Source organism: Chitinophagaceae bacterium (assembly GCA_016713085.1).
Lineage (GTDB): Bacteria > Bacteroidota > Bacteroidia > Chitinophagales > Chitinophagaceae > Lacibacter.
The window spans coordinates 1665281-1680099 of sequence record JADJPV010000002.1 but is presented as its reverse complement, the minus strand read 5'-3'; the positions used below and the strand labels follow the sequence as shown (position 1 = coordinate 1680099).

General features: G+C 39.7%; 16 protein-coding genes. 5 read left to right on the top strand and 11 right to left on the bottom strand.

Annotated features, from left to right (window positions below; genetic code table 11):
* Nucleotides 1-30: 30 nt before the first annotated feature.
* The 3 genes from queA to IPK31_20210 all read right to left on the bottom strand — a co-directional run bounded on the left by queA (nucleotide 31) and on the right by IPK31_20210 (nucleotide 3737).
* A complete protein-coding gene (queA, locus tag IPK31_20220) occupies nucleotides 31-1080 on the bottom strand; it encodes a tRNA preQ1(34) S-adenosylmethionine ribosyltransferase-isomerase QueA (GenBank protein MBK8090051.1) in 1050 nt (349 codons plus the stop codon).
* A gap of 165 nt (nucleotides 1081-1245) precedes the next feature.
* Nucleotides 1246-2961, bottom strand: a complete 1716-nt coding sequence (locus IPK31_20215) for an ABC transporter ATP-binding protein (protein MBK8090050.1) — start codon at nucleotides 2959-2961, stop codon at nucleotides 1246-1248.
* A gap of 2 nt (nucleotides 2962-2963) precedes the next feature.
* On the bottom strand, nucleotides 2964-3737 hold the full coding sequence (locus IPK31_20210; protein ID MBK8090049.1) for an AMP nucleosidase: 774 nt from the start codon (nucleotides 3735-3737) through the stop codon (nucleotides 2964-2966).
* A gap of 46 nt (nucleotides 3738-3783) precedes the next feature.
* Between IPK31_20210 and IPK31_20205 the strand changes: the two genes are divergently transcribed.
* Entirely contained in the window at nucleotides 3784-4221 is a 438-nt protein-coding gene (locus IPK31_20205) for a type I restriction enzyme HsdR N-terminal domain-containing protein (GenBank protein ID MBK8090048.1), read from the top strand.
* Nucleotides 4222-4242: 21 nt separating this feature from the next.
* On the opposite strand, the gene IPK31_20200 is transcribed toward IPK31_20205, so the two are convergent.
* From IPK31_20200 to IPK31_20185, 4 genes are all read right to left on the bottom strand, one after another.
* Entirely contained in the window at nucleotides 4243-4668 is a 426-nt protein-coding gene (locus IPK31_20200; GenBank protein ID MBK8090047.1) for a hypothetical protein, read from the bottom strand.
* A gap of 59 nt (nucleotides 4669-4727) precedes the next feature.
* The gene (locus tag IPK31_20195) at nucleotides 4728-5459 is read right to left on the bottom strand and encodes a tRNA threonylcarbamoyladenosine dehydratase (protein MBK8090046.1); all 732 of its coding nucleotides are present in this window, start codon (nucleotides 5457-5459) and stop codon (nucleotides 4728-4730) included.
* Nucleotides 5456-6112, bottom strand: coding sequence for a TatD family hydrolase (locus IPK31_20190; GenBank protein MBK8090045.1), 657 nt, complete (start codon nucleotides 6110-6112; stop codon nucleotides 5456-5458). Before IPK31_20190 ends, IPK31_20195 begins: the two co-directional genes overlap by 4 nt.
* A gap of 127 nt (nucleotides 6113-6239) precedes the next feature.
* Entirely contained in the window at nucleotides 6240-6647 is a 408-nt protein-coding gene (locus IPK31_20185; protein ID MBK8090044.1) for a hypothetical protein, read from the bottom strand.
* A 716-nt stretch (nucleotides 6648-7363) separates the two neighbouring features.
* On the opposite strand from IPK31_20185, the gene IPK31_20180 reads away from it, so the two are divergent.
* Nucleotides 7364-7534 (top strand): hypothetical protein, encoded by a 171-nt coding sequence (locus IPK31_20180; GenBank protein MBK8090043.1) that lies wholly within the window; start codon nucleotides 7364-7366, stop codon nucleotides 7532-7534.
* A gap of 320 nt (nucleotides 7535-7854) precedes the next feature.
* Here the strand turns inward: IPK31_20180 and IPK31_20175 are convergent, their stop codons facing one another.
* The 4 genes from IPK31_20175 to IPK31_20160 form a co-directional block, all read right to left on the bottom strand.
* Complete coding sequence (locus tag IPK31_20175) at nucleotides 7855-8499, bottom strand: hypothetical protein (GenBank protein MBK8090042.1); 645 nt, start codon at nucleotides 8497-8499, stop codon at nucleotides 7855-7857.
* Between the two features lie 97 nt (nucleotides 8500-8596).
* Nucleotides 8597-10138: an acyl-CoA carboxylase subunit beta gene (locus IPK31_20170; GenBank protein ID MBK8090041.1), complete on the bottom strand. Its 1542-nt coding sequence runs from the start codon at nucleotides 10136-10138 to the stop codon at nucleotides 8597-8599.
* 62 nt (nucleotides 10139-10200) lie between these two features.
* A complete protein-coding gene (locus IPK31_20165; GenBank protein MBK8090040.1) occupies nucleotides 10201-11673 on the bottom strand; it encodes an acetyl-CoA carboxylase biotin carboxylase subunit in 1473 nt (490 codons plus the stop codon).
* Between the two features lie 20 nt (nucleotides 11674-11693).
* On the bottom strand, nucleotides 11694-12185 hold the full coding sequence (locus IPK31_20160) for a biotin/lipoyl-binding protein (protein MBK8090039.1): 492 nt from the start codon (nucleotides 12183-12185) through the stop codon (nucleotides 11694-11696).
* Between the two features lie 259 nt (nucleotides 12186-12444).
* On the opposite strand from IPK31_20160, the gene IPK31_20155 reads away from it, so the two are divergent.
* From IPK31_20155 to IPK31_20145, 3 genes are all read left to right on the top strand, one after another.
* Nucleotides 12445-13155: a sulfite exporter TauE/SafE family protein gene (locus IPK31_20155; protein MBK8090038.1), complete on the top strand. Its 711-nt coding sequence runs from the start codon at nucleotides 12445-12447 to the stop codon at nucleotides 13153-13155.
* 44 nt (nucleotides 13156-13199) lie between these two features.
* Nucleotides 13200-13976 (top strand): TSUP family transporter, encoded by a 777-nt coding sequence (locus IPK31_20150; protein MBK8090037.1) that lies wholly within the window; start codon nucleotides 13200-13202, stop codon nucleotides 13974-13976.
* A 505-nt stretch (nucleotides 13977-14481) separates the two neighbouring features.
* The gene (locus tag IPK31_20145) at nucleotides 14482-14691 is read left to right on the top strand and encodes a DUF2132 domain-containing protein (GenBank protein ID MBK8090036.1); all 210 of its coding nucleotides are present in this window, start codon (nucleotides 14482-14484) and stop codon (nucleotides 14689-14691) included.
* Nucleotides 14692-14819: the final 128 nt, after the last annotated feature.

Sequence of the window (14819 nt, the reverse complement as noted above, 5' to 3'; positions counted from 1 at the left end):
AAATGTATTTCTCCCTTTAGGGCCGGGGTTTTATATCACCAGCATCGCATCTCCATAACTGAAGAAACGGTACTTGTCTTTAATTGCTTTTTTGTAAGCTTCCATTGCTAAATCGTAACCGGCAAATGCACAGGTCATGATCAGTAAACTTGTTTTAGGCAGATGGAAATTCGTTACTAATGAGTCAGCAATATTAAAATTGTAAGGAGGATGAATAAAAATATTGGTCCAGCCTTCGCTTGGTTTTAATAACTGCTGTGCAGTAAAAGATGTTTCCAAAGCACGCATGGTAGTTGTACCAATAGAACAGATGCGGTTCTTGCCTTCTTTTGCTTTGTTTACAATCTTACATGCAAACTCATCAATCTTATAATATTCAGCATCCATTTTATGTTTGCTGAGATCTTCCACTTCAATCGGACGGAAAGTTCCTAATCCTGTGTGTAAAGTAACTTCTGCAAAACGTACACCCTGAATTTCCAAACGTTTGATTAGTTCCTGGCTGAAGTGCATACCTGCAGTTGGTGCTGCAACAGCGCCTTCATGTTTGGCAAACACAGTCTGGTAACGTTCACGGTCTTCATCATCCGGTTTGCGCTTGATGTATTTTGGAAGTGGTGTTTCGCCCATGTTGTACAGCACAGTGCGGAACTCTTCATCTGTACCTTCAAACAGAAAACGGATGGTACGTCCACGTGATGTAGTGTTGTCAATTACTTCAGCAACCAGGTCCTCAGTTTCTCCAAAATATAATTTATTACCAACACGGATCTTTCTTGCTGGATCAACAATTACATCCCATAAACGGTTCTGCTTGTTCAGTTCACGGAGAAGAAACACTTCAATCTTAGCACCTGTTTTTTCCTTACGTCCGTACATACGGGCAGGAAACACCTTTGTGTTATTTACAACAAATGCATCCTTATCGTCGAAGTACTCCATGATATCACGAAACGTACGGTTTTCGATTTGGCCTGTTTTACGGTGAACAACCATTAAACGGCTGTCTTCACGTTTTTTTGTTGGATTCTGAGCAATAAGGTTGAGAGGGAGATCAAAAGTAAACTGGGATAATTTCATACTGCGTAAAAAAAGATTTTGGTAACAGATACAAACGCAGCGTTGGGGTGAATACTAAGAGAACCCTTCCAAACCCCGTCTTACAGCACCGGGCTTGAACCTGTTACTTTTTAATGCGGGCAAAGGTAGGGAATTAAGGCCAAATTCGGGGAAACTTATCCACCCTTAACCCACCGGGCTTGCAATGCCGGGGATTGCAGCCAGTAATTGCCTGGTATAATCCGATTGTGGACGGTAGTAAATATCATCAGCCCGGCCCATTTCTTCAATGCGGCCTTTGTTCATAACAATGATCCGGTCGCAGATATAACGCACCACCGAAAGATCATGGGAAATGAAGATAGAGGTGAAACCGAATTCTTTTTTGAGATCATTGAGCAGGTTCAGCACCTGTGCCTGTACACTTACGTCGAGCGCAGAAACAGATTCATCCCAAACGATGAAGGAAGGATGAAGTGCCAATGCACGGGCAATAACAATTCGCTGCCGCTGACCACCGCTGAATTCATGTGGATACCGGTTAAACTGGGCAGCAGTGAGATTTACTTTCTCTAATAGCTCAATTACTTTCTCCTTAGCCTGCTTTCTGTTATGTTGTAAACCGTGTACCAGCATCGGTTCGGCAATGGCATCACCAATGCTCATGCGTGGGTTGAGAGACGAGTAGGGGTCCTGGAAAACGATCTGCAGATCTTTCCGCTGCTGTTTGAATGCAGCCATTGATTTGCTGAGAATATTTTCACCGTTTAACAAAATACTTCCTGATGTTGAATCAACCAAACGAAGTAGGGCTCTGCCCAAAGTTGTTTTGCCGCAACCGCTTTCGCCAACAAGTCCCAATGTTTCGCCATTATACACTTCAAAGCTTACATCACTCACTGCTTTGATATAGGTAGATGATTTACTGAAGAGTTTCTTTTGTTCCGGAAACCAAACATTCAGATTTTCAATTTTCATTAGTGGTTCGGCGTTGCTCATTGCCGGTTGGATGCTGTTACTAACGACTATCGCCTCACGACTAACGACTGAGGTTTCTTCAAGAAAATCACTTACCACCGGCAACCGTTTTCCTTTTGGATGCAGTGCCGGTCTGCAGGCGAGTAATGCTTTTGTATAAGGATGCTTGGGTTGATGAAAGATTTCAGCAACAGTTCCCTGCTCTACAATTTCACCTTTGTACATCACCACAATTTTATCAGCAATATCATGTACCACACCAAGATCATGTGTAATAAACAAAACACCCATGCCTGTTTCCTGCTGCAGTTCTTTGATAAGTTGCAGGATAGTTTTCTGTACCGTTACATCCAATGCAGTTGTTGGTTCATCAGCTATTAATAAAGATGGATTACAACTCATGGCCATGGCAATCATTACACGTTGTTTTTGCCCACCGCTTAATTGATGCGGATAACGGTGCAGCATGGCTTCCGGGTTTGGCAGTTTTACTTTTTCAAACAGTTGCAGGGTTCGTTTGGAAGCTTCTTCTTTATTTACTTTTTGATGGAGCTGTATTACTTCCATTACCTGTGATCCGCAGGTGAAGACAGGGTTTAGCGAAGACATTGGTTCCTGGAAGATCATTGCTATTTCATTGCCACGAATGGTTTGCAATTCAGTTGCTGATGCTTTCAGCATATTGATTGTTGATCCATCTTTCTTAGTGAATATGATTTCACCATTTGGATAAACAGCAGGAGGCTGGGGAATCAACTGCAAAGCTGAAAGTGAAGTAACCGATTTGCCTGAACCTGATTCACCAACAACAGCAACTGTTTCAGCTTTGTCAATACTGAATGAAATACCATGAATAGCTTTTACAAGGCCTTCTTCTGTTTTGAATTCAACTTCCAGGTTTTTGATATCAAGTAATACCGGCATTCTTATTCAAACTTCAGATGTTTCACAGTATGACCATTATTGATCAGCTGCTTGAGTGAATCAATCCCGATATTGATATGCCGTTCAACAAAATTGGTAGTTACTTTTTTATCGCTTTCTTCCGTCTTCACGCCTTCCGGTGTCATGGGACTATCACTAACGAGCAGCAAAGCACCAGTTGGAATATGATTGAAAAAACCAACAGTAAAGATGGTAGCTGTTTCCATATCAATCGCCATTACACGAATTTTTTCTAAGTAGGCTTTAAACTCTTCATCATGTTCCCATACTCTTCTGTTAGTGGTGTAAACTGTTCCTGTCCAGTAATCACTGTCATGATCACGGATGGTGGTGGATACCGCTTTCTGCAAAGCAAATGAAGGCAGTGCCGGAACTTCAGGAGGGAAATAATCACGGCTTGTTCCTTCTCCACGAACGGCAGCAATTGGAAGAATTAAATCACCGATTTTGTTTTTTGATTTTAATCCTCCGCATTTTCCCAGGAATAAAACAGCTTTGGGTTCAATGGCCGACAAAAGGTCCATTACAGTTGCAGCGGTTGCACTTCCCATACCGAAGTTGATAATGGTAATGCCTTCAGCTGTTGCACATTGCATGGGTTTATCGCCACCGGTTACTTCCACATTGTTCCATTCGGCAAATAAACTAACATAGTTGCTGAAGTTGGTGAGCAGGATATACTTGCCAAATTCATGTAATTGTTTACCTGTGTAACGGGGCAGCCAGTTCTTTACGATTTCTTCTTTTGTCTTCATCTTTGTGTAATTAAATTCTGCTAAATTAATCATTTACTTTTGAGCAATGATAAAAGTTGTGTTCCCCCCGGCCTCTTTCCAGATTAAAGAGAAGGATTCAAAGGAAATAATCTTTGATGAGATACGGAAAAGCTGGGTTGTTCTCACTCCTGAAGAATGGGTGCGTCAGAACTTTATTCGTTACCTGGTTCAAACAATGAATTATCCTTCAGCATTAATTGGAATTGAAAAAGAAATTGCATTGGGTGAATTGAAGAAACGTTTTGATGTACTGGTTTATGATACTAACCACAAGCCATGGATGATGATTGAATGCAAGGCAATGGATGTGGAGCTGAGTGAAAAAGTACTGGAGCAAATTGTCCGCTATCATGTTTCTGTTCCTGTTCCATACATTGTAATCACGAATGGAAGCTATACGTATGCATGGGAGAAAAAAGAAAGCCGGCTCATCGGTTTGAATGAATTGCCGGCTTTTGAATAGTTCTTTATTGAACGTTTTTATTTATTGATTTAATTTTTCATTGATCACTCCTTTGGCTTTGTCAAATTCTTTTGGTCCTTTTTCCGGTTTTGCTAATGTTAATCTGGGATTTGAAACAATCAACCCCGGATTAAGGCTGCACCAGATATAATATTTCTCACCAGGCTTCAGATCAACTTTCAGTTTAATTTTAAATTCCATTTCTGCAGACAGCATTCCCGGACCAAATTGTTTTACCGGAATAATGAAACGGTTATGATTGCGGACAGTGCAGAGTGTTGAGTCGTTGAGTTTAAGATCATACTTTACAATTCCCAAATCGAATTTGTCTGAACGGTAGATATACAACCAGGCATACTGGCTTGAATCAATTGATTCTGTTTTATCCTGTGCAGCAACAAATGAACTACTGAATGAAATCAGTATGATGACGAGTAATTTTTTCATGATTATTCAGTTTGGTTAATACTGCAGAAAAGGTAAGAAAAACTATGCACTCTCAAATATTATACAGAAGATTTATCCATCAAATCCCTGATAGCAACTGAAGCCACAACAGCCCCAAATACAGCAGGCATGTAAGAAACAGTTCCATACGCTGATTTTTTATAATTCTTTCCATCGGTAAGCATTAAGCTTTCCTTAATTGGTTCTTCCGGTGAGAACACAACTTTGACTCCTTCTCTGATTTGATGCTGCTTCAGCATTTTTCTGATCTGTTGTGCAAAAGGGCAATTGTATGTTTTTGAAATATCCACTACCTGCAATTTTGTGGGATCGAGTTTTGCACCTGCACCCATACTGCTCACCAAGGGCAAACCACTTTCAAAAGCCAGTTTAATAAAAGTAATTTTTGGTGTAATGCTGTCGATGGCATCAATGATATAATCGGGTTTAGTTTGCAGCATTTGCACAACCATTTCCGGGTTGATGAATTCTTTGATGACTGTTAATTCCAGTTCAGGATTGATTGCCTGCAAACGTTCAGCCATAATTAATGCCTTTGACTGACCATGATTGGTTGCAAGAGCAGGTAACTGTCTGTTTCGGTTTGTAGGATCAACCACATCTCCATCAATGATTGTCATTTTTCCAATACCGCTGCGTGCAATAAACTCGGCAGCATAGGAACCAACACCACCAAGCCCTACTATCATTACATGCGATTTTGTGAGAGACCGGAGTTTATCTTCACCAATTAATAAACTTGTTCTTGAAAGCCAGGAAATATCCATCATAATTGTATTGCCGCAACGCCAAAAACAGCAGCTGCATTTTTTTGGAGCTGCAAACTAAGTGAATCTCCGGTAATCTGTAAAGCTTCTGCTGCCAGGGTATAAATTTTTTCAATTTCAGTTTCAGAATCATCGGTTTCTAAAAAGAGATTTTCGGGAGATAGCGAAGCCATCAATTCACGTACACGCTGATGCTGTAAATCTTTTCCAAAAGAAATATAATATCCCTTGCTGATAATTTTAAGGGCAAGCTCTTTGTTCTTATTAAAACCATGAAAAATGACCGGTACTTTGTTTTGATGTTTTGATAAGAGTTGAAGTACATCTTCATGCGCCTTTACGCAATGAATGATCAGTGGCTTTTGCAGCTCGTTTGCCCATTGAACCTGTTTAAGAAAGATGACTTTTTGCAGAAGAAAATCGGTACTGCATACTTTATCCAGTCCGCATTCGCCAATTGCCAGCACAGTTGGCTGAACACTCCATTTCTTCAGCTCTTCAATATCTGAAATAACTGTTTCCTCATTCAAATACCAGGGGTGCAGACCAATAGAATAGTTTCCGGATACCGCAACCTGCTCAAAATGCTGATAAAGGTTTTGAACTGCCCATTCATGATGGGCTGCAGGTAAATGTGTATGTATGTTGATGAACAATAAGTACAGTTTAGAAAATAAAGGTAATAAGCTCTGCGAAAAGCAAAGGATTCTGTAAAGGAAACAGGTAAACAGCTGAACAAAATGCTCAGCTGTTTACCTGTAATTCAATAGCGAACTAATTCAATTAATCGTTTTCTTCAAAATGCAGATGCTGATGATGGGCGCCTGCTGCAATATGTAGGGCAAAACCAACAATGGCTGTATCCTTCAGTAAATTGATTAAGGCCCATTGCCTCATTTCGGGGGCACCGGCATTAAGTGCATTGGGCAGGTGGATGGTTAAAATAAAAATGATGAGTAAGCCTGCTAACAGGTAACTGGTGAATTTAACATACCGGTTGGTCATAAACGAAATACCTACAAGAATAAAAGCCCCGCCAACAACATAGGCCCAGCGGATACCTCCTAAAAGGAAGTCAGGCACATACACCAAAAGGTCGTAGGGATATTTGAAGTGGAAAATGCCGAAAATTATGAGCACAACAGATAGCAAATAGATTGCAATTCTTGATACAATGTGTGAATGTTTCATGTTCATATAATTTAAGGATAAGATATATCTGTTAAGTTACTCAAAAAATGATCTGTGTCATAGTTTCAATTTTGCACAGATGGTGCAGAAGCTATATAGAAGCAAACAGGCCTAATTCTGCACTTTTTGATATGCCTTGTTTCAGAAGGCCTTTCAATACAGGTATTGGCTGGTAAAAAGAGTCAACAAAAATGGGGTTACTTATGAACCGGGTTTCGGGAGAGGATGGTCAGCAGTTTCAAAATGGCAGGGTTTTCAATGTATCACCAGCGTTAAGAAGAATGTATATCAACTGAAAAGCCCCGCAGCAATGCGGGGCTTTTATGGGCTTCAATTTTTTTTGTTGTGTTTCTTTGTCCGTTTTACTTGGGGTACAGAAGCCATTCTTGGTTTTCATAGAACCGTGTTAACGGTCATTGGATTTTACTTGGTTTTTCAGGTATTGGTCAAAGGTTTTTCAGATGCTGGATCTTCGGTTTTTTAAGTATTGGATTTGTTTTATAAATGTAGACGGATCATTTTATGTTGCAAAACAATCTGTACTGTTTGTTGTAAAAACCAGTAACTACAGCAGTTTTCAGTAAGGGGTATTGCTTACTGACTTATTTATCGTGTTCTAAAATCAGGCTGCCGGAGCGCTAAAAACAGGCCGATATCTCTGAAACTTAACATAGCAATCGCTGAAAATGGGCTAACTTAGATACAAACGATCAAAGATGAACTGGTCAATTATCATTCCTGTTGGAATTGCTGTGATTGCACTGATTGTGTACCTGGTGATACGAAATCAAAAGGATGAAAAGCAATTTGAACAGCAAATTAAGAATGATTACCCCAAAGCAAAAGATGAAGAGGGTGATGCAGAAATTGATGAAGTATTAAAATAAACGATACTGAAGGAAGTATTTAAAAGCCCCGCAGTGATGCGGGGCTTTTCTATGGCTTCAATTTGTTGATATTTCTGTTGTCCGTTCTCTTTAGGTACAGAAGCCGTTTTTTGTTTCATAGAGCCGTGATTTAAACGGGCTGTTGGATTACCTGGTTTTCAGGAATTGGATTTGGGTAACTTCAATTGCTGGAGTAAAGGTATCCCTGCGTTTGCAGGCCTGCAACAATTGAAAGCGGTATGTTTCAAAAAGCAGTATCAATACTATATTGGCTTAAGTGCAATTCCTTAGTGTTGCCTGATTGGAATAAGGAAGATGCATCAGTTTTCTTTTACGTATTCACAATGTTCTTTTGTAATCAGCGGATGTTTCCCTTCCAGTTTGTTATCTGCCAGGGTTAAACTGAAATAAATAAAGTACACATCTGTGATCCATGGTTCAAGGGTAAATGTAAAATGATTGAAGTTTTTTGTGTTGAGACTGAATACAGATTCCCGTTCAGGCACAAATTCAAACAGCACATGAATTGAATCGGTTGTAACAGGAAGTTTGATGAGGCCGCTTCCATTTGCACGGACAGGATATTCGTCATTTTTCAGTTTGCCGCTATAGGCATAGATATAGTTATTCAGTACCGGGTTTTTCAAATCAAACTGGAGAAAGATAAATGCTCCATCTTTTTTACTGCTGTCGGTTAATTTAAAATCTTTACCCTGGTGAGGACTGCTGTTGAAGATGATTTTGTTTCCCTGCTGTTTCCATTTTCCTTTTCCGTAACGGTCAAGTGCGCCATAAGAAAAGAAAAACTCAAAAGTGGAGTCGGCTTTTAATTCAAAACCGGAAGCCATTTCTCTTACTCCCTGTAACAGATAAGTTCCAACAGGGCTTTTTTGCTGGGCGTTGGTCATAGCTGTTACAATAAGTAATAATAAAAAAACCAATGAATATTTTTTCATGTGGCTCATACTGTTTTGTTTAAAATTAAAAGTAAGAAAGTATAATAAAATCAAGCGAGCAGTATGAACAAATCAACTGAGGAATCAATTAATAATAAATCAACTCTTACAATGGAATATTGCCATGTTTTTTTCTTGAACGCTTGGCCACTTTGTTTTCAAGGATTGCAAAACTCTTTATCAGCTTTTTTCTTGTTTCTCTTGGCTCAATCACTTCATCAATAAATCCACGCTCAGCAGCAAGATAAGGAGTGGCAAATTTTTCTGCATACTCTGCTTCCTTTTCTAATAATTTCTTTGCGGGGTCAGCAGCTTCTGCAATTTCTTTTTTGAAAATAATTTCACTGGCACCTTTAGCGCCCATCACCGCAATTTCTGCAGTAGGCCATGCAAAATTCATATCAGCACCAATATGTTTTGAATTCATTACATCATAAGCACCTCCATATGCTTTACGTGTAATCACCGTTACACGTGGCACTGTTGCTTCACTTAATGCATACAGCAGTTTAGCGCCATTGGTAATAATGCCGTTCCATTCCTGATCAGTACCAGGTAAAAAGCCAGGTACATCAACCAGTACCAGTAACGGAATATTAAAACAATCGCAGAAACGTGTAAACCTTGCCCCTTTTTTTGAGCTGTCAATGTCCAGTACGCCTGCAAGACTCATTGGCTGGTTGGCAACAATGCCAATGCTTCTTCCTGCCAGTCTTGCAAAACCAACCACAATGTTTTCTGCGTAGTCTTTATGTATTTCAAAAAATGTTTCTTCATCACAAATTCCAGTAATCACATCCCTGATATCATAAGGTTGATTGGTACTTGGCGGAAGAATGGTTTCTAATACTTCTCTTGTTTCATCGGTAAATGTGTAAGGATCTTTTGGTGTAATGTCTTCACAGTTTTGAGGCATATAACTCAACAGCTTTTTAATCTGCTCAATGCATTCCATATCATTGGCAGAAGTTAAGTGTGTAACCCCGCTTTTGGTTGAATGAGTTGATGCGCCGCCGAGTTCTTCAGAGCTAACTTCTTCGTTGGTAACCGTCTTAACAACGTTGGGTCCTGTAACAAACATATAACTCGTGCCTTCCACCATTAAGGTGAAATCAGTCATAGCGGGAGAGTACACAGCACCGCCTGCACATGGTCCCATGATAGCAGAGATTTGCGGAATAACACCACTCGACCAAACATTACGGTAAAAGATATCGGCGTAACCACCCAATGAACGTACACCTTCCTGTATTCTTGCACCACCTGAATCATTCAATCCAATCATTGGCGCACCTGTTTTCATTGCAAGATCCATGATCTTGCAAATTTTTTCTGCATGCGTTTCTGATAGGGCACCACCAAACACTGTAAAGTCCTGTGCAAATACATACACTAAGCGACCATGTACTGTGCCATAACCAGTGATAACACCATCACCATAAAACTGCTGATCTTCCATGCCAAAGTCTTTGGTGCGGTGCAACACCAATGCACCGATTTCTTCAAATGAACCCGGGTCCATGAGCAGGCTGATGCGCTCTCTTGCAGTGAGTTTTCCTTTCTGGTGCTGTTTATTATTCCTGTCTTCACCACCCCCTAACTTTCCCTCTTCCAGTTTTTCTCTGAGTATATCAACTTTTGATTTCATGCGTTTGTATTTACTTTCTTATTTTTCATTTCTTATTTCTCATTCCTCATTTCTGATTTTATCTAAGCCAGCCTTCGTTTCCAGCTTGTGCCATTATGTTTAACAGGTTGCGTAATCGTTTGTTTTTCCATCCAGTATTTTAAAGCAACCAGTGCTGCAATCTCTGCATCGGCTTTATGTTTTTCTTTTATTTTTTCAGGTGTGTAATAGTTTTTTACAAAATGTGTATCAAAATGCCCGGAGAAAAAAGCTTCATGTTCAAATACAAATGTGCCGAAGGGAAGGGTAGTGGCAACACCTTCAATCTTATAATCTTTGATTGCCTGCAGCATTTTTTGAATGGCTTCAGTTCTTGTTTTTCCATGTACAACCAGTTTGGCAATCATAGGATCATAATAAATAGAAATGTCCATCCCTTCTTCATATCCATCATCCACACGAATTCCTTCGCCTGTTGGTTTTACATATTTGGTTAAAGTGCCAATGGAAGGAAGGAAATTATTCAATGGATCTTCAGCACATACACGCAGCTCAATGGCATGTCCATTTAGTACAAGATCTTTCTGCGAAAAACTCAATACTTCACCTCTTGCAATTTTAATCTGTTCTTCCACCAGGTCAAGACCGGTGATCATTTCTGACACTGCATGTTCTACCTGCAAACGGGTATTCATTTCCAGGAAGTAAAAATTCAGTTTGTCATCCATTAAAAATTCAACTGTACCGGTGCTGGTATAGTTACAGGCTTTTGCCACCATCACAGCAGCATCACCAATCTGTTCACGCAATTCAGGAGTGATGATAGCCGAAGGTGTTTCTTCAATTACTTTTTGATGACGGCGTTGTATGCTGCATTCACGTTCAAATCCATGAATGATATTTCCGTGCTGATCGGCTACTACCTGTACTTCAATATGACGGGGAGAACTGACATACTTTTCAATAAACACAGATCCGTCACCAAATGAAGCAGTTGCTTCACTAACGGCCCGCAGCATCTGTTCTTCAAAGTCTTCTTCTTTTTCAACAATACGCATTCCTTTACCACCACCACCTGCCGATGCTTTGATGAGAATGGGATAACCAATTTGTTTCGCTGTTTCTTTTGCCAATGGAATATCATCAATGGCTTTATCAATTCCCGGTACCATGGGAATATTGTATTTCTTTACACATTCTTTGGCTGCCAGTTTTGACCCCATGATCCGCATAGCTGCAGGGCTTGGACCGATAAATGTAATTCCTGCATCTTCCACCTTCTGTGCAAAGTCTGCATTCTCACTAAGGAAACCATAGCCGGGATGGATAGCATCCACTCCTAATTCCTTTGCAAAGGCAATGATCTTGTCTGCATTCAAATACGATTCACTTGATGGCGCCGCACCAAGGCATACTGCTTCATCTGCAAATAATACATGCGGGGAACGTCTGTCTACATCACTATAAACAGCTACAGACTGAATACCCATTTTTCGGATCGTCCGCATAATGCGTAAAGCAATTTCTCCACGATTGGCAACCAATATTTTTTTCATAAAAGAATTTCTAAAAATGATTAATCAAGTTCAACCAGTAACTGTCCTTTATCAACGGCCTGTCCTGCAGTAACGGCAATACGTTTAATTGTTGCACTGGTATGAATGAGAATACTGTTCTCCATTTTCATAGCAACAAGAATCAATAGCTTATCACCTTCTTTTACTTCCTGTCCTTCTGTAACAGCAATTTCCAGAACCAGCCCCGGCATTGGTGCTTTAATTTCTTTAATCTGTTTATTGGCAACAGCACCAAAGCCCATCTTGTCAAGCACCTGGTCCAGCTCATCTTTAATTTCAATATCGAAATTTTCACCATCCACTTCAATAGTCATTTTCTTGGCATCATTGTCAGCTTCTATCAGTTTTGCATTTACTGAGCGGTGATCTTTAATGAGATTAAATTCTGTGGAAGATTTTTTTACGAGGTCAACAGCATCAATCTGTTCTCTGGTGAAAGCAAATTCAAATTCGTTCACTTTTACTTTGTACACTGGCAGACTGTTCGGCATATATAAGGAGTTTGTTGTAAGTTAATTCATTCAGGAGAATAAAACAGCTGTTCTGTTTAGCTGAAACTCATAGATTGTTTGGGCTATCACTAACCGATTTACACCATATCACCTTACAATTCTACTGGCTAAGGTTGGTATTAAAATTCAATTTTGCTATGATTACACTCATTCATTTTTAGAATTCAGGTCATGACTATCAGGTTGTGTCATTTTTTATACTGCCATGTAAGCTTATTCAACACTCAACTGGGCGCTCATCCTGCTGGCTGCATTTATTATTGGCCTTTCCAAAGCGGGGTTAAAAGGCATGGACATGCTCAATGTAACCATTATGGCTATTGTATTTGGAGGCAAGGCATCCACCGGAATTGTATTGCCCTTGTTATGTGTGGCAGATATTGGTGCTGTATTTTTTTACAACCGTCATGCACAGTGGAAGCATTTCTGGAAACTGATACCATGGATGGCCATTGGAATTTTAATTGGCGTATTTGTGGGAAAAGATTTGAATGAAGAAGTGTTCAGAAAAGTGATGGCCCTGATCATTCTTATTACTGTAGTAATTATTCTTTACATGGAATTTCGCAAAACAATCAGCATACCAACGAATCCTTTATTTGTATCCGGTACCGGTTTGGTGGCGGGCTTCACCACCATGCTGGGCAACCTTGCCGGAGCATTCTCGAATATTTATTTTCTGGCCATGCGTTTACCTAAGAATGATTTTATTGGTACAGCTGCATGGGTGTTTTTGGTCATCAACCTCTTTAAACTTCCTTTCCAGGTTTTTTACTGGAAGAATATTACTGCATCCAGTTTACAAACGGATATTGTGTTATTGCCTGCTTTGGGAATTGGTTTCTGGATGGGATTGAAAATTGTTCATAGAATTAAAGATGAGAATTACAGGAAAGTGGTGATAGTGTTAACACTGATAGGTGCTGTGTTTATTTTTTTGAAACAATAAACAACCCCTGTTTTATTCAGATCATTCTTCTTTATTTTGCAGCCATGCTTGACTGGTGGATTTATGTAATCATTTGCTTTGGTGCTTTGTTCGCAGGGTTTATTGATGCTGTTGTTGGCGGTGGCGGCTTAATACAGGTACCCATGCTGCTCATCCTGTTTCCCGAACTTACACATGTGCAGGTAATTGCCACCAATCGGTTTGCATCGGTTGCAGGTACAGCTGTTGCTGCATTTCAGTATATCCGCATGGTAGGGGTTGATCTTTCTGTTGCAGTTGTTACAGGTATAACTGCTGCCATTGCATCTTTCAGTGGAACCTTTGTCATGGAGCTGATTCGCCCGGAGGTATTTAAACCATTGCTGCTTGTAGTAATTATTGTGCTGGCTGTTTACACATTTATCAAAAAAGATTTTGGCGCTGTGCATGAAGTGAAATACAAAGGGAAAACCTTTCTTTTTGTTTGCGGAGCTATTGGAGCGGTGATTGGTTTTTACAATGGTTTTATCGGGCCCGGCACAGGCAGTTTACTTGTATTTGCATTTGTAAGCGTAGCCGGAATGAATTTCCTGCATGCATCTTCCACTTCAAAAATTATTAATGCTATTGCTGATGCAGCTTCATTGATTGGTTTTTTACTCAATGGAGCTGTATTGTTTAAACTTGCTTTGCCTATGATGGTTTGTAATATGCTCGGCGGTTATATTGGCAGCAAAGCTGCAATCTTAAAAGGCAATGTGTTTATCCGCTATGTATTTCTGCTGGTTATTAGTTTACTCATTATCCGTTTGGGCAGGGATGTAATTATGGAATGGAGGTAAGACAAACTCCAAAATATAATTGGGAGAAATAAAAAGCCCCGCAATGTTGCGGGGCCATTATGAGGCTTCAAGTTTTTCTGTTTCTGGTCCTTTCATCCTTGGGTACAGAAGCCATCCTTTGGTTTCATAGAGCCGTGATTTAAACGGGCTTTTGGATTTGTTTGGTTTTCACCGGTATTGGATCCTGAATTTTTCAGGTATTGGATTTGTTTAGTAAATGTAGGCTCAGTTTTGAAGCGAACAAACAAAATGGTATGTTATGTTTCAAAAACCAGTAGGTACAGTAAGTTTGACTAAGCATGTTTACTTAGTTATTTACAGAGCAGTTACTAAAAAAATGAAGAAATAAATTAAATGATAAAACTACCAGGTAAAACTACTTACGCAGAAACATACCGTAAACAGTTGTTTCATTTCAATTATATACAGAAGCCTCAAAATCTTTTCACATCAGTTCCTGCATACGTCCTACTTTTGACAGCAATACAGAAGAACAATTCATTTTATGAATCAATCAAACGACCCGCTGCATGGCAAAACATTAGAGTTTATTGTAACTGAACTCGTGGCACATTTCGGCTGGGAGGAGCTGGGCGAACGCATCCGCATCAATTGTTTTATCAGTAACCCCAGCATTAAATCGAGCTTAACCTTTCTGCGTAAAACTCCCTGGGCAAGGAAGAAGGTGGAAGATTTGTATGTATCGATCCTGTAATTGATTATAATTCTCCATTATTTTTATTTTCCTGATTAATTTGTTATTTTAGTATCAGTTCTTCATCCTTCCTTTTGATCACTTAAGATTTGGCTTTGCTGCTGAAACCGGTTTATTTAACAGGAATC